At 73.9% G+C, this 15145-nt stretch carries 15 protein-coding genes; all 15 read left to right on the top strand.

What is annotated here, in order from left to right; genetic code table 11:
• Positions 1–220: 220 nt before the first annotated feature.
• Entirely contained in the window at positions 221–2059 is a 1839-nt protein-coding gene (gene infB / locus AB0J00_RS20505) for a translation initiation factor IF-2 (RefSeq protein ID WP_357748638.1), read from the top strand.
• Between the two features lie 79 nt (positions 2060–2138).
• A complete protein-coding gene (locus AB0J00_RS20500) occupies positions 2139–2432 on the top strand; it encodes a DUF503 domain-containing protein (RefSeq protein ID WP_357748526.1) in 294 nt (97 codons plus the stop codon).
• Positions 2433–2528: 96 nt separating this feature from the next.
• Positions 2529–3044, top strand: coding sequence for a 30S ribosome-binding factor RbfA (rbfA, locus tag AB0J00_RS20495; RefSeq protein ID WP_357748523.1), 516 nt, complete (start codon positions 2529–2531; stop codon positions 3042–3044).
• Positions 3041–3313: a hypothetical protein gene (locus tag AB0J00_RS20490; protein WP_357748521.1), complete on the top strand. Its 273-nt coding sequence runs from the start codon at positions 3041–3043 to the stop codon at positions 3311–3313. Before rbfA ends, AB0J00_RS20490 begins: the two co-directional genes overlap by 4 nt.
• Positions 3310–4332 (top strand): bifunctional oligoribonuclease/PAP phosphatase NrnA, encoded by a 1023-nt coding sequence (locus AB0J00_RS20485; protein ID WP_357748519.1) that lies wholly within the window; start codon positions 3310–3312, stop codon positions 4330–4332. Before AB0J00_RS20490 ends, AB0J00_RS20485 begins: the two co-directional genes overlap by 4 nt.
• On the top strand, positions 4329–5633 hold the full coding sequence (locus AB0J00_RS20480; RefSeq protein ID WP_357748635.1) for an MATE family efflux transporter: 1305 nt from the start codon (positions 4329–4331) through the stop codon (positions 5631–5633). Before AB0J00_RS20485 ends, AB0J00_RS20480 begins: the two co-directional genes overlap by 4 nt.
• Positions 5630–6550, top strand: a complete 921-nt coding sequence (gene truB, locus AB0J00_RS20475) for a tRNA pseudouridine(55) synthase TruB (RefSeq protein ID WP_357748516.1) — start codon at positions 5630–5632, stop codon at positions 6548–6550. The genes AB0J00_RS20480 and truB overlap by 4 nt, the downstream gene beginning before the upstream one ends.
• A 49-nt stretch (positions 6551–6599) precedes the next feature.
• Positions 6600–6932, top strand: a complete 333-nt coding sequence (locus AB0J00_RS20470) for an antibiotic biosynthesis monooxygenase (protein ID WP_357748514.1) — start codon at positions 6600–6602, stop codon at positions 6930–6932.
• A 105-nt stretch (positions 6933–7037) separates the two neighbouring features.
• Positions 7038–8186 carry a branched-chain amino acid aminotransferase gene (locus AB0J00_RS20465; RefSeq protein ID WP_357748512.1) on the top strand — a complete coding sequence of 383 codons (1149 nt, stop codon included), beginning with the start codon at positions 7038–7040 and terminating at the stop codon, positions 8184–8186.
• A 20-nt stretch (positions 8187–8206) separates the two neighbouring features.
• The gene (locus AB0J00_RS20460; protein WP_357748510.1) at positions 8207–9193 is read left to right on the top strand and encodes a bifunctional riboflavin kinase/FAD synthetase; all 987 of its coding nucleotides are present in this window, start codon (positions 8207–8209) and stop codon (positions 9191–9193) included.
• A 130-nt stretch (positions 9194–9323) separates the two neighbouring features.
• Positions 9324–9593, top strand: coding sequence for a 30S ribosomal protein S15 (gene rpsO, locus AB0J00_RS20455; protein ID WP_357748508.1), 270 nt, complete (start codon positions 9324–9326; stop codon positions 9591–9593).
• A gap of 257 nt (positions 9594–9850) precedes the next feature.
• Positions 9851–12109, top strand: coding sequence for a polyribonucleotide nucleotidyltransferase (locus AB0J00_RS20450; RefSeq protein ID WP_357748506.1), 2259 nt, complete (start codon positions 9851–9853; stop codon positions 12107–12109).
• Positions 12106–13488, top strand: a complete 1383-nt coding sequence (locus AB0J00_RS20445) for a pitrilysin family protein (RefSeq protein WP_357748504.1) — start codon at positions 12106–12108, stop codon at positions 13486–13488. Before AB0J00_RS20450 ends, AB0J00_RS20445 begins: the two co-directional genes overlap by 4 nt.
• A gap of 5 nt (positions 13489–13493) precedes the next feature.
• Positions 13494–13862 (top strand): VanZ family protein, encoded by a 369-nt coding sequence (locus tag AB0J00_RS20440; protein WP_357748501.1) that lies wholly within the window; start codon positions 13494–13496, stop codon positions 13860–13862.
• Positions 13863–13929: 67 nt separating this feature from the next.
• Positions 13930–14733 (top strand): 4-hydroxy-tetrahydrodipicolinate reductase, encoded by an 804-nt coding sequence (gene dapB / locus AB0J00_RS20435; RefSeq protein WP_357748498.1) that lies wholly within the window; start codon positions 13930–13932, stop codon positions 14731–14733.
• Positions 14734–15145 lie beyond the last annotated feature (412 nt).

Below are 15145 nucleotides of genomic sequence, written 5' to 3'. Positions count from 1 at the left end.
TGGTCCCGGCGGTGGCGGCGGCTTCCGTCCCGGTGGCGGCGGCGGTGCTCCTGGTGCCGGCGCGCCGGCCGGTGGTGGCTTCCGTGGTGGCGGAGGTGGCCGCGGCCGTGGTCGCGGTGGTTCCGGTGCCGGTACCGCGGGTGCCTTCGGGCGTCCCGGTGGCCGCGGTCCGGTCCGCGGGCGCAAGAGCAAGAAGCAGCGGCGTCAGGAGTTCGACTCCATGGCGGCGCCGTCGATGGGTGGCGTCAGCCTGCCCCGCGGCAACGGGCAGACCGTCCGGCTGCCCCGGGGCGCCTCGCTGACCGACCTGGCCGAGCGGATCAACGCCCAGCCGGCCGCGCTGGTCACCGCCCTGTTCCACCTGGGCGAGATGGTCACCGCGACGCAGTCGGTGAACGACGACACGCTGCAGCTGCTCGGTGCCGAGATCGGCTGGGTCATCCAGGTCGTCAGCCCGGAGGACGAGGACCGCGAGCTCCTCGACACCTTCGACCTCACCTTCGGCGACGAGGAGAGCGACGACGAGGACGACTGGGACATCCGTCCGCCGGTCGTGACCGTCATGGGCCACGTCGACCACGGCAAGACGAAGCTGCTGGACGCCCTGCGGCACGCCAACGTGGCGGCCAAGGAGGCCGGTGGCATCACCCAGCACATCGGCGCCTACCAGATCGTCACCGAGCTGGAGGGCAACGAGCGCCCGGTCACCTTCATCGACACCCCGGGTCACGAGTCGTTCACCGCGATGCGTGCCCGAGGCGCGAAGGTCACCGACATCGTCGTGCTCGTCGTGGCCGCCGACGACGGCGTCATGCCGCAGACGGTCGAGGCGCTCAACCACGCCCAGGCCGCCGAGGTGCCGATCGTGGTCGCGGTCAACAAGATCGACAAGGAGGGGGCCAACCCCGCCAAGATCCGCCAGCAGCTCACCGAGTACGGGCTGGTCGCCGAGGAGTACGGCGGCGACACGATGTTCGTCGACGTCTCCGCGACGACCCGCCAGGGTCTCGAGGACCTGCTCGCGGCGATCCTGCTGACCGCCGACGCCTCGCTGGACCTGCGCGCGAACGTCGGTCAGGACCCCCAGGGTGTCGTGATCGAGGGCAAGCTGGACAAGGGCCGGGGCCCCGTCGCCACGGTGCTGGTCCAGCGCGGCACGCTGCGCCAGGGCGACTCGATCGTGGCCGGCGACGCCTATGGTCGCGTCCGGTCGCTGCTCGACGAGCACGGCAACAAGCTCAAGGAGGCCCTGCCGGCCCGGCCGGTGCAGGTCGTCGGCCTCACCTCCGTGCCGCGTGCCGGTGACACCTTCCTCGTCGTCGAGGAGGACCGGATCGCCCGGCAGATCGCCGACCGCCGCCAGGCCCGGATCCGCAACGCGCAGAACGCGTCGATGCGGAAGCGGATCAGCCTGGAGGACCTGGACGCGGCGCTCAAGGAGACCCGTCAGCTCAACCTGATCATCAAGGGCGACAACTCGGGCACCGTCGAGGCGCTCGAAGAGGCGCTGATGAAGATCGAGGTGAGCGACGACATCTCGCTGCGGGTCATCCACCGCGGCGTCGGCGGGATCACCAAGAGCGACATCGACCTGGCGCTGGCCGACGACGTCATCGTCCTGGGCTTCAACGTCCGGGCCGAGGGTCAGGCCACCGAGCTGGCTGCCCGCGAGGGCGTGGACGTCCGGTACTACACGGTCATCTACCAGGCCATCGAGGAGATCGAGGCCGCGCTCAAGGGCATGCTCAAGCCGGAGTACGAGGAGGTGCAGCTGGGCACGGCGGAGGTCCGCGAGGTCTTCCGCGTCCCGCGGATCGGCAACGTCGCCGGCTCGCTGGTGCGCAGCGGCACGATCGTGCGCAACTCCAAGGCGCGCCTGATCCGCGACGGTGCCGTGGTCGCCGACAACCTGACGGTGGAGTCGCTCCGCCGGTTCAAGGACGACGCGACCGAGGTCCGCGAGGGCTACGAGTGCGGTATCGGCCTGGGGTCGTTCAACGACATCAAGGTCGACGACGTCATCGAGACGTTCGAGATGCGCGAGAAGCCGCGCGCCTGATGTCGACGGCCGGTCCCGTCCCGGGTGCGCCCGGGACGGGACCGGCATCGTCCGGCGGCAGGTGGGTAGGAGGCGTCCGGTGTTCACCGCGACGCTGACGGCCGACCTGCTGCTGGGCGACGTCCACTCGCTCAAGGAGAAGCGGGCTGTGGTCCGGCCGGTGGTGGCTGAGCTGCGGCGCCGCTTCGCCGTCGCCGCCGCCGAGGTCGGTGACCAGGACCTGCACCGCCGCGTGCAGCTCGGGGTCGCCACGGTGGCCGGCGACGCCGCCCAGGTCGGTGACGTCCTCGACGCCTGCGAACGGCTGCTGGCCGAGCGACCCGAGGTGACCCTGCTGTCGACGCACCGGCAGCTGTTCAGCGACGAGGATTGACGACCGGGCCCCGGTCCGCCCACCGCGCGAGCTCGCGGAGGGCCCGGGAGCGGGGCCGACCCGGTGCAGCGATGCACCCAGAGCTCAGGAGGACCGATGGCCGACCCGGCACGCGCGCGGCGGCTGGCGGTGCGCATCCGCCAGATCGTCTCGGCGACCATCGAGATGCAGATCAAGGACCCGCGGCTGGGGATGGTCACCATCACCGACGCCAAGGTGACCGGAGACCTGCGCGAGGCGACGGTCTTCTACACCGTCTACGGCGACGCCCAGGAGGTCGAGGACTCGGCCCGGGCGCTGGCCAGCGCCACCGGCGTGCTCCGCTCGGCCGTGGGCCGGCAGACCGGCATCAAGTTCGTGCCGTCGCTGGCTTTCGTCGCCGACATGGTGCCCGACACCGCGCGCGAGCTGGACGAGGCCCTGGAGCGGGTGCGCCACGCGGACGCCGAGCTCGCCCGGGCCCGCGAGGGCGCGCAGTACGCCGGCGACGCCGACCCGTACCGCAAGCCCGCCGTGGCGGACGAGGACGACGACCTGTCCGACGAGGAGCTCGACGACGCGGCCGCCGACGACGCGGACGACCTGCCCACGCCCGAGCGGAGCGCCCGGTGAGCGCGGGCCAGGGCACCGACCGCCCGGGCAACGAGGCCGTCGACCCCGATCCCTACGGCGACGACGAGGGCACCACCCTCGGCGGCCGGCAGGAGCCCGCGCCGCACGGCGACCCCACCGCCGGGGGCAAGACCGGCCAGATCGGTGAGGCGCCGTCCATCGCCGCCGACGAGCCCGACGACGGCTCGTCCTACCCCGTGGGCGGTGGCCGCGTCGACACCGACGCGTCCCAGTCCCCGCCGGTCGCCGACCCGGGGCCGGACGCGTGACGGTGACCCGGGAGCCGCTGCCGGCGACCGGCGACCCGGTCGCCGGGGCCACCGACCGGGCGGCGGAGGTGCTCGCCGGCGCGGCCGGCGCCGGGGCCACCGTGGTGCTGTCCGGCCACGTGCAGCCCGACGCCGACGCGCTGGGCAGCGTGCTGGCCCTGGCCGCCGGCCTGCGCCGGCTCGGTGCCCGCGTCGTGCCCACCTTCCCCGGCCCGTTCACCGTGCCCGAGTCGCTGGCCTGGCTGCCCGGCGCGGACGCGCTGGTGCCCTCGACCGACGTGCCGGACTCCCCGGACGTCTTCGTCAGCCTCGACGCCTCGTCGACCGGGCGGCTCGGTGAGCTGGCCCGGCTGCTGGACGACGCCGGCCGCTCGGTGGTCGTCGACCACCACGCCAGCAACCCCGGGTTCGGCGACGTCCGGCTGGTCGACCCGCTGGCGCCCGCGACGGTCGCGCTGGTGGCCGCGCTGCTGGACCGGCTCGGCGTCGACCTGGACACCGACCTGGCCGCCTGCCTGTACGCCGGGCTGACCGCCGACACCGGGTCGTTCCGGTTCGGCAACACCGCGCCGGCCACCCACGAGCTGGCCGCGCGCCTGCTGCGCACCGGCATCGACCACGCGGCCATCAGCCAGCGCCTGTTCGACACCGCGTCGTTCGGCTGGCTGCGCCTGCTCGCCGACGTCACCGGCCGGGCGCAGCTGGAGCCCGCGGTCGGCGCCGGCCTGGTCTGGACCTGGGCCACCGGCGCGGACGCCCGCTCGCACGGGCTGGCGGCCGACCACCTCGAGGCGCTGGTCGACGTGATCCGCTCCACCGAGGAGGCCGACGTCGCCTGCGTGCTCAAGGGCCAGGACGACGGCAGCTGGGTGGTGTCCCTGCGGTCCCGCGGCCGCACCGACGTGTCCCGGGTGGCGATCGCCCTGGGCGGGGGCGGCCACCGCGCCGCCGCCGGCTACAGCAGCACGCTCGACCGGGCCGGCACCCTCGAGCAGCTGCGGCGGGAGCTGCAGGGCTGAGCGGTCCGTCCGTCCCCCGGCTGGCCGCGCCGGCGCTCGTCGTCCTCGCGGCCGAGCCGCTGTACCTGCTGGTCGACACCGCCGTCGTCGGGCACCTCGACGCGACCAGCCTCGGTGGGCTCGCCGTCGGCGGCGGGCTGCTGGCCTACGTCGCGGCGCTGCTGAACTTCCTCGCCTACGGCACGACCGCCCGCGCCGCCCGGCGGTCCGGCGCCGGCGACCGGGCCGGCGCGGTCGCCGAGGGCGTCCAGGCCAGCTGGCTGGCGCTGGCGCTCGGCGTCCCGCTGGCCCTGGTCTTCCAGCTGGCCGCCGGCCCGCTGACCCGGTTGCTGGCCGGGGGCGCCGGGCCGGTCGCCGACGCCGCCGAGGACTGGCTGCGGGTGGCGAGCCCCGGGCTGCCGCTGCTGCTGCTGGCGCTCGCCGGCAACGGCTGGCTGCGCGGTGTGCAGGAGCTGCACCGGCCGGTGCGGTTCGTGCTCGCCGGCAGCGTGGTCAGCCTGGTGCTGTGCCCGCCGCTGGTGCACGTCGCCGGCCTCGGCCTGGTCGGCAGCGCCGTCGCCAACCTGGCCGGCCAGGCGGTGTCCGCCGCGCTGTTCGTCCGCGCCCTGCTGCGCGAGACCGGCCGGGCGGTCCTCCGGCAGCCGCCGCGCTGGTCCGGGCTGCGGGCCCAGCTGGTGCTCGGCCGCGACCTGCTCATCCGCGCCGCGGTGCTGCAGGTCGCCTTCGCCGCGGCCGCCGGCGTCGTCGCCCGGTCGGGGACGGCGGAGCTCGGCGCGCACCAGGTCGCCCTGCAGGTGTGGATGTTCCTGGCGCTGGTGCTCGACTCGTACGCGATCGCCGCGCAGACGCTCGTCGGGCACGCGCTGGGCGCCGGGGAACCGGCCGAGGCCCGGCGCACCGCCGTCCGGGTCGGGATCTGGGGCCTGGGCACCGGGGTCGTGGTCGCCGGCGCGCTGCTGGCGCTGCGGACGGTGCTGCCGCCGCTGTTCACCGCCGACCCTGCCGTGCTCGACCAGGCCGGCGTCGTCTGGTGGTTCCTGGCGCTCATGCAGCCGCTGGCCGGCGTCGTCTTCGCGCTGGACGGCGTGCTCATGGGCGCCGGCGACGTCGCCTACCTGCGCACCGTCACGCTCGGGTCGGCGCTGGTCGGCTTTGTGCCGCTGTCGCTGCTGTCGGGGGCGCTGGGCTGGGGGCTGCCCGGCGTCTGGACCGGGCTCACGCTGTTCATCGCGCTCCGGCTGGGAGCGGTGGTCGCCCGGGTGGCCGGCTCCCGGTGGACGTCTGCGAGCGTTGCACCGTGAGTCCGAGAAGGCCCGATGCCGACGTCCCGCCGTCCCTGCTGCTGGTCGACAAGCCCGCCGGCATGACGTCGCACGACGTCGTCGCCCGCGCCCGGCGGGTGCTGTCGGTGCGCAAGGTCGGCCACGCCGGCACGCTGGACCCGATGGCCACCGGCCTGCTCGTGCTCGGCGTCGGGGCTGCCACCCGGCTGCTGGGCCACCTGTCGGGCTCGGACAAGACCTACGAGGCCACCATCCGGCTCGGGCAGTCGACGGTCACCGACGACCGGGAGGGCGAGGTCACCGCCACCACGTCGGCGGCCGGGCTCACCGCCGACGACGTCCGGACGGCGCTCGCCGGGCAGGTGGGGGAGCTCGCGCAGGTGCCCTCGTCGGTGAGCGCGGTGAAGGTCGGCGGCGTGCGGTCCTACGACCGGGTGCGCGCCGGCGAGCAGTTCGAGCTCGCCCCCCGGTCGGTGACCGTGCACCGCATCGACGTCCACCGGGTCGACCGGCCGACGCCGGACCTGGTCGACGTCGACGTGACGGTGGCGTGCAGCACAGGCACGTACGTCCGGGCGATCGCCCGGGACGCCGGCGCCGCGCTCGGCGTGGGCGGGCACCTCACCGCGCTGCGCCGCACCAGCAGCGGCCCGTTCTCCACCGCCGACGCCCGCCCGGTCGAGGACGCCGCCGGCGCGCTCGCCGGGCACGGCGCGGGCCCCGGGGTGCTCGGGCTGGCCGACGCCGCCCGGCAGGTGTTCCCCGCCCGCGAGCTGACCGCCGAGGAGGCCGTGGCGCTCGGGTACGGCCAGCGGGTGCCGGCCACCGGCGTGCCCGGGCTGGTCGCCGCGGTGGCCCCGGACGGCCGGCTGGTGGCGCTGGTCGAGGACGCCGGGTCCACCGCCCGCGTGCAGGTCGGGTTCCCGCCGTCCTGACCGGGCCGGCGACGGTTGACCGGCCGTGGCGCCGGGCAGGGAACCGATCATGAGCGTCGTCAAGATCAACGTCGTGACCATGCCCGAGGACAAGCGGGAGCGCTTCGAAGAGCGGTTCCGCGGTCGCGCCGGCGCGGTGGAGACCACGCCGGGCTTCGAGTGGTTCGAGCTGCTGCGCCCGGTCGAGGGCACCGACGCCTACCTCGTCTACACCCGGTGGGAGAGCGAGGAGGCCTACCAGTCCTGGCAGACCAGCCAGGACTTCGACCGCGCCCACTCCGGCGGCGGCGACACCCTCGCACCGGCCGCGGAGCGGTCGCAGAACCACCTGTGGAGCTACGAGGTCGTGCAGTCGTCCGGCCCGGAGGGTGAGAAGAGCTGACCCCGGCCCCGCGCCCGGCAGGCGGTTGCCGGGCGCGGGCTAGTGTGACGGGGCGCCGTCGGCAGCCGCCGGGGCGCCCAGCCCCGATCCCTGCAGGTGGGAGCCATGACCGACACGCTCGCCGACAGCCGAACCTCGTCCCGGGTCTTCTCCGAGGGCGTGCCGCTGGTGGTGGAGGACGTGCGGCGCCGCTCGACCGCCGAGCGCACCCAGCTGCTCGAGGACCCGGGCTTCGGCCGGTACTTCACCGACTCGATGTTCGTCGCCCGGTACCAGGCCGGCCGCGGCTGGTACGACGCCCGGCTGACCGCGTACGCGCCGCTGCAGGTCGACCCCAGCGCCGCCGCGCTGCACTACGCGCAGTCGATCTTCGAGGGCCTCAAGGCGTACGCCCAGCCCGACGGCTCGGTGGCCACCTTCCGGCCGGAGCAGAACGCCGCCCGGTTCGCCCGGGGCGCCGTCCGGCTGGCGATGCCCCCGGTGCCGGAGGAGGCCTTCATCACCGCGGTCGACGCGCTCGTCGACGCCGACCGCGACTGGGTGCCCACCGGTCCCGACCAGACGCTGTACATCCGGCCCTACCAGCTGGCCAGCGAGCCCTTCCTCGGCGTGCGGCCGGCCCACGAGTACCTGTTCATCGTGATCGCCAGCCCGGCCGGCGCCTACTTCCCGCGCGGCGTGCACCCGGTCTCGGTCTACCTGTCCGAGGACTACATCCGGGCGGCGCCCGGCGGCACCGGCGACGTCAAGTGCGCCGGCAACTACGCCGCCAGCCTGCTCGCCCAGGAGCAGGCGATCGCCGCCGGCTGCGACCAGGTCGTCTGGCTCGACGCGGTGGAGAAGAAGTACGTCGAGGAGATGGGCGGGATGAACCTGTTCTTCGTCCTCGGTTCCGGCGACGACGCCGAGCTGGTCACGCCGGAGCTGACCGGCACCCTGCTGCCCGGCATCACCCGGGACTCCCTGATCACCGTCGCCCGGGAGCTCGGGCACACCGTCACTGAGCGGCGGATCAGCGTCGACGAGTGGCGCAGCGGGGTGGCCGACGGCTCGATCACCGAGACCTTCGCCTGCGGCACCGCCGCGGTGATCACGCCCGTGGGCTCGGTGAAGGCCCGCACCGGCGACTTCACCGTCGGCGACGGCGAGCCCGGCGCGGTGACCATGCGGCTGCGCGAGCACCTGCTCGACGTCCAGCACGGCCGGGTCGCCGACACCCACGGCTGGCTGCACCGCGTCGCCCCCGCCTCCTGACCGGGACGCGGGGGAGCGGAGTGCTGCGCTGGCAGGGCCTGGAGGCCACGCCCGGTGACCTCGGTCGCACGGTCGTCACGATCGGCATGTACGACGGCGTGCACCGGGGTCACCAGCACCTCATCACCGCCGCGGTCGCCCGGGCCCGGGCCATGCGCCGTCCGGCGCTGCTGGTCACCTTCGACCCGCACCCGTCGGAGGTCGTGCGCCCGGGCTCGCACCCGGCCATCCTCACCTCGGCCGACCGCAAGGCCGAGCTGGTGGCCGCGCTCGGCGTCGACGCCATGTGCGTGCTGCCCTTCACCCCCGAGTTCAGCCGGCTGACCCCGGGGGAGTTCACCCACACCGTGCTGGTCGAGCACCTGCACGCCGCCCAGGTCGTGGTGGGCCGGAACTTCACCTACGGCCACCGGGCCGCCGGCACGGTCGAGACGCTGACCGCCGAGGGCCGCCGGTTCGGCTTCGCGGTGGAGGGCGTCGACCTGGCCAGCGTGGTGGCCGACCCCGCCGACGCCGAGCCGGTCACCATCTCCTCGACCTACATCCGGGCCTGCGTGGCCGCCGGCGACATGGTGTCCGCCGCCCAGGCGCTGGGCCGCCCGCACCGGGTCGACGGCGTCGTGGTGCGCGGTGACCGGCGCGGCCGCGAGCTGGGCTACCCGACGGCCAACGTGGAGAGCCCCCGGTACACCGCCGTCCCCGCCGACGGCGTGTACGCCGGGCACCTGGTGCTGCGCGACCCGCAGACCGGTGCCAGCCGCAGCCGGCACCCGGCGGCGATCTCGGTCGGCACCAACCCGACGTTCGCCGGCAGCCGGCGGACGGTGGAGGCCTACCTGCTCGACTTCGAGGGCGACCTGTACGGCGAGCACGTCGGCGTGGAGTTCACCGCCCGGCTGCGGCCGATGCTCACCTTCTCCGGCGTGCCCGAACTGCTCGAGGCGATGGCCCGCGACGTCGCCGAGACCCGGGCCAGCCTCGGGCTGGAGCACCCGGCCGGGGGGTGACCCGGACGGCGTGGGGTCACGGTCCGGTCACGCTGGTAGCCTTGCCGGAGCGTCGGGTGACCGACGTGTGTGTGAACGCTGCCCCCGTGACACAGACCGGGGGCCACACGTGACCTGCCCTGGAGGCGACATGGCGCTGGAGAGCGCGACGAAGAAGCAGATCATGGCCGAGTACGGCACGGCCGAGGGCGACACCGGCTCGCCGGAGGTGCAGGTCGCGATGCTGACCCGCCGGATCAGCGACCTGACCGAGCACCTCAAGCAGCACAAGCACGACCACCACAGCCGGCGGGGCCTGCTCCTGCTGGTCGGCCGTCGTCGCCGACTGCTGAACTACCTGGCCAAGACCGACATCAACCGGTACCGCTCGCTCATCGAGCGGCTGGGTCTGCGCCGCTAGCACCACCGAGGGGACCGCTCCGGCACCACCGGGACGGTCCCCTCTCTCGTGCGGCACCCGCCGCACGGGCCCACCGGCGCCCCACCTGACGGACACCCGCGAAGGGCCGGTCCTCGGTAGTGGCCCCCGGGACGCAGCGGGCCTGCGGAACAGGCCGCCCCCCGAGGGCTTCGATCGAAGACCGGTCGCCCCGGACACCGTCGGCGCGCAGCGCCGCGAAGAGGACGTCGCCGCATGCGACGTAGGAAGAGGACACGATGTCCGCACCCACCACAGACACCGACAACGACTTCGAGGACGGCGTCTTCACCGCCACCGCGGTGATCGACAACGGGGCCCTCGGCTCCCGCACCGTCACCTTCGAGACCGGCCGCCTCGCCAAGCAGGCCGCCGGTTCCGTCGTCGCCACCATGGGCGAGACCACGCTGCTGTCGGCCACCACGGCCGGCCGCCAGCCCAAGGACCAGTTCGACTTCTTCCCGCTGACGGTGGACGTCGAGGAGCGGATGTACGCCGCCGGCCGCATCCCCGGCTCGTTCTTCCGCCGCGAGGGCCGCCCCAGCGAGGACGCGATCCTCACCTGCCGGCTGATCGACCGCCCGCTGCGCCCGACGTTCGCCAAGGGCCTGCGCAACGAGGTCCAGGTCGTCATCACGGTCCTCTCGCTGGACCCCGAGGACCTCTACGACGTCCTGGCGATCAACGGCGCGTCGGCCTCCACCCAGCTCTCCGGCCTGCCGTTCTCCGGCCCGGTCGGCGGTACCCGGGTGGCGCTCATCAACGGCCAGTGGGTCGGCTTCCCGACCAACGCCCAGCTCGAGGACGCCGTCTTCGACATGGTCGTGGCCGGCCGGGTGCTGCCCGACGGCGACGTCGCGATCATGATGGTCGAGGCCGAGGCCACCGAGAAGACCATCGAGCTCGTCGCCGGCGGCGCCACCGCGCCGACCGAGGAGGTCGTGGCCCAGGGCCTCGAGGCCGCCAAGCCCTTCATCAAGGCGCTGTGCCAGGCGCAGAGCGAACTGGCCGCCAAGGCCGCCAAGCCCGTCGCGGACTTCCCGCGCTTCCTGGACTACCAGGACGACGTCTACGCCGCCGTCGAGGCCCAGGCCGCCGAGAAGCTGGCCGTCGCCCAGGCGATCGCCGGCAAGCAGGAGCGCGAGGAGGCCACCGACGCGCTCAAGGACGAGGTCAAGGCCGCGCTGGCCGGCCAGTTCGAGGGCCGCGAGAAGGAGATCTCCGGTGCCTTCCGCGCGGTGACCAAGAAGGTCGTCCGGCAGCGCATCCTGCGCGACAAGGTTCGCATCGACGGCCGCGGCGTCACCGACATCCGGCCGCTGTCGGCCGAGGTCGAGGTGCTGCCCCGGGTGCACGGCTCGGCGCTGTTCGAGCGCGGCGAGACCCAGATCCTGGGCGTCACCACGCTGAACATGCTCCGCATGGAGCAGCAGCTGGACACCCTGTCGCCGGTGACCCGCAAGCGGTACATGCACAACTACAACTTCCCGCCGTACTCCACCGGGGAGACCGGCCGCGTGGGCTCGCCCAAGCGGCGCGAGATCGGCCACGGCGCGCTCGCCGAGCGCGCGCTGGTCCCGGTGCTGCCCGACCGCGAGGAGTTCCCCTACGCGATCCGGCAGGTCTCCGAGGCGCTGGGCTCCAACGGCTCCACCTCGATGGGCTCGGTCTGCGCCTCGACGCTGGCCCTGCTCAACGCCGGTGTGCCGCTGAAGGCCCCGGTCGCCGGCATCGCCATGGGCCTGGTGTCCGACGAGGTCGACGGCACGACCCAGTACGTCGCGCTGACCGACATCCTCGGTGCCGAGGACGCGTTCGGTGACATGGACTTCAAGGTCGCCGGCACCAAGGACTTCGTCACGGCCCTCCAGCTGGACACGAAGCTCGACGGCATCCCCTCCGACGTCCTCGCCGGTGCGCTGACCCAGGCCCGCGCGGCCCGGCTGCACATCCTCGACGTCATGCTCGAGGCCATCGACGGTCCCGACGAGATGAGCCCGTACGCCCCCCGGGTGACCACGGTGCACATCCCGGTCGACAAGATCGGCGCGGTCATCGGCCCGAAGGGCCAGATGATCAACGCGATCCAGGACGAGACCGGCGCGGACATCACGATCGAGGACGACGGCACGATCTACGTCGGTGCCGCCGACGGTCCCTCGGCCCAGGCCGCGGTGGACCGGATCAACGCGATCGCGAACCCGCAGATGCCGAAGGTCGGCGAGCGGTTCCTGGGCACGGTCGTCAAGACCACCGCCTTCGGTGCCTTCGTCTCCCTGCTGCCGGGCAAGGACGGGCTGGTGCACATCAGCAAGCTCGGCGCCGGCAAGCGGATCGCCAAGGTCGAGGACGTCGTGAACGTCGGCGACAAGATCCAGGTCGAGATCACCGACATCGACGCCCGCGGCAAGATCAGCCTCGTGCCGGTCGCTGCCGAAGGTGAGTCGGCTCCCGCCGCGGACGCCCCGGCCGAGGCGTCCGCTCCCGCGGAGGCGTGACCACGACTGCTGAGCACCTGACCGGGGCCGGGCCGGACGCTGCGGCGTCCGACCCGGCCCCGGTCGGCATCACGAGCACCCTGGACGTCGACGAGGTCGGCGGCCGGGTCGAGCGCACCGAGCTGCCCGGTGGCCTGCGGGTGCTGACCGAGACGATGCCCGGCGTCCTCTCGGCCACCCTGGGCATCTGGGTGGGCGTCGGTTCCCGGGACGAGACGCCCGCCCTCGGCGGGGCGTCGCACTTCCTCGAGCACCTGCTGTTCAAGGGCACCCGCAGCCGGACGGCGCTGGAGATCGCGACCGCGATGGACGCGGTCGGCGGTGAGATGAACGCGTTCACCGCCAAGGAGCACACCTGCTACTACGCGAACGTGCTCGCCAGCGACCTGCCGCTCGCGGTCACCCTGCTCGGCGACCTGGTCACCGAGGCGCTCAACACCGCCCCGGACCTCGAGTCCGAGCGGACGGTGGTGCTCGAGGAGATCGCCATGCGCGACGACGAGCCCGCCGACGCCGTGCACGACCTCTACGCCGAGACCCTCTTCGGGGACACCCCGCTCGGCCGCTCGGTGCTCGGCACGGTCGAGTCGATCGAGGCGCTGTCCCGGGACGACGTCGACGGCTGGTACCGCAGCCGGTACCGGGTGCCGTCGATCGTGGTGTCCGCGGCCGGCCGGGTCGACCACCAGCAGGTGCTCGACCTGGTGACCGCCGCCTTCGCGGACCGGCTGGCGGGGGACTCCCGTCCCGAGCCGCTCCGGCTCGGCGACGACGTCGTCCTCGACGCGCCGGCGACCCCGGCGGGGCTGCTGCACCGACCCACCGAGCAGACCCACCTGCTGCTGGGCGGGCTGGGCATGGGCCGGCTCGACGAGCGCCGTTACGCCGCCGCCGTCGTGGACGCCGCGCTCGGCGGCGGGATGAGCTCCCGGCTGTTCCAGGAGATCCGGGAGAAGCGCGGGCTGGTCTACAGCGTCGGCTCGGCGCTGACCCACTACGCGGGCAGCGGCCACTTCTCGGTGTACGCCGGGTGCTCGCCCAAGCGGGTGCCCGAGGTGCTGCGCCTGGTGCGGGCCGAGCTCGACCGGGTCGCCGCCGAGGGGCTCACGGCAGAGGAGGTCACCCGGGCGCAGGGGCAGCTCAAGGGCGGTCTCGTGCTCGGGCTGGAGGACACCGGCTCCCGGATGAGCCGGCTGGGCAAGAGCGAGCTGTCGTACGGGGAGTACCTCCCGGTGCGCGCCGTGCTCGAGCGGATCGACGCCGTCGACGTGCCGCAGGCCGCGGCCGTCGCCGCCGACCTGTTCGCCCGTCCCACCTGCCTCGCCGTCGTCGGGCCCTACCGGGCGCGCGACCTGGACCGGCTCACCGCGCTGGTCTGAGCGCCGTGACCTCACCGTTCGCCACGCACGGCGCGCTGTCCCGCGGCGTCTTCGCCGTCGCCTGGCTGGTGTCGTTCGCGGTGCTCTTCGCCCCGCCCTCGGACGTCCCGCCGAGCCCCTACGGCGTCGACAAGCTGGTGCACGGGCTGCTGTTCGCGGCGCTGGCGGTCACCGGCCGCTGGGCCGGGGCCCGGCCACGGGTGCTCGCGGTCGTCCTGGTGCTCTACGCAGCGGTCAGCGAGGTGCTGCAGGGCACCGACCTGGTCGACCGGGACGCCGCCTGGGGCGACCTGGTCGCCGACTCGGCCGGCGTGGCGGTCGGCCTCGCCGTCTGGGCCGCGCTCGCCCGGTCCCGCCGCACCGCCGCCCGCTGAGCGGGACGGCGCGTGCCGGGCGGGCCGCCGCCTTGCATCCGCCGTCGCGGTTGGTGAGCATCGCGGGGTGAGCACACCCCCTGACGCCCCGTCCGCCGAGACCTCTGCCCCCGACTCGCCGCTGATCTCGGTGGGCGTCCTCGGGGCCCGCGGCCGCATGGGCACCGAGGTGTGCCGTGCGGTCGACGCGGCCGAGGACATGGAGCTCGTCGCGATGGTCGACGAGCGGGACTGGCTGTTCAACGTCGCCGACGCCGGCGCCCAGGTGGTGGTCGACTTCACCCGGCCGGACTCGGTCATGGACAACATCCGGTTCTGCATCGACCAGGGCATCCACTGCGTGGTCGGCACGACCGGCTTCGACGAGCAGAAGCTCGCCACCATCGCCGAGTGGCTCGGGCCCCACCCCCAGGTGGGCGTCCTCATCGCCCCGAACTTCGGCATCGGCGCCGTCCTCCTCATGCGCTTCGCGCAGGAGGCCGCCCGGTTCTTCCCCTCCGTGGAGATCGTCGAGCTGCACCACCCGCACAAGGTCGACGCCCCGTCGGGGACGGCGGCGCGCACCGCCCGGCTCGTCGCTGCTGCGCGCCGGTCCGCCGGTGTGCCCGCGGCGCCGGATGCGACCCGGGAGGGTGACTCGCTGCCCGGCGCGCGGGGTGCTGACGTCGAGGGCATCCCGGTGCACGCCGTCCGGCTCACCGGTCTGGTCGCGCACCAGGAGGTGCTCATGGGTGCGGCGGGGGAGACCCTGACCCTCCGGCACGACTCCTACGACCGGGCGTCGTTCATGCCCGGAGTCCTGCTCGCCGTCCGGCAGATCAGCGGCCGGCCCGGTCTGACCGTGGGCATCGAGTCGCTCCTGGGCCTGTGACGGACGGGGCGCACGGGGCTCCTGGGGCGTCCGGACACCTCTCCGGCACGTGACCTGCCTCGCACGTAACAAGGTCATCGAAGCGTGCGACCTGCGGTTTTGCCGTCCACGAGACGCTCGGCCTCCTGAATCGGGGGTCCGAGCGCCGACCTGGGTTTGACGCCGCCCCCGTGGCCGCGTAACTTTCTCTCTGCGCCGAGCGAGACCGGGCCGAGAGGGCCGGGAGCCGGATGGTCGCCCCCCCCAGGGTGTGACACCGAGCCGTGCACGGCGTATCGTGGAGCAAGTCGCTTCGGACGACGGCCGCCCAGGTGGTCGGGGTTCGTGCGCGTCCGTTCCTTGAGAACTCAACAGCGTGCCGAAAGTCAGTGCCAAGTAACAAAACCCCCATGAGCGGTGTCCTTTGGATGCC

Source organism: Modestobacter sp. NPDC049651, assembly GCF_040659695.1.
Classification (GTDB): Bacteria; Actinomycetota; Actinomycetes; order Mycobacteriales; family Geodermatophilaceae; genus Modestobacter.
The sequence above is the reverse complement of the archived record's forward strand: the minus strand, read 5'-3'. Positions and strand labels throughout refer to the sequence as shown.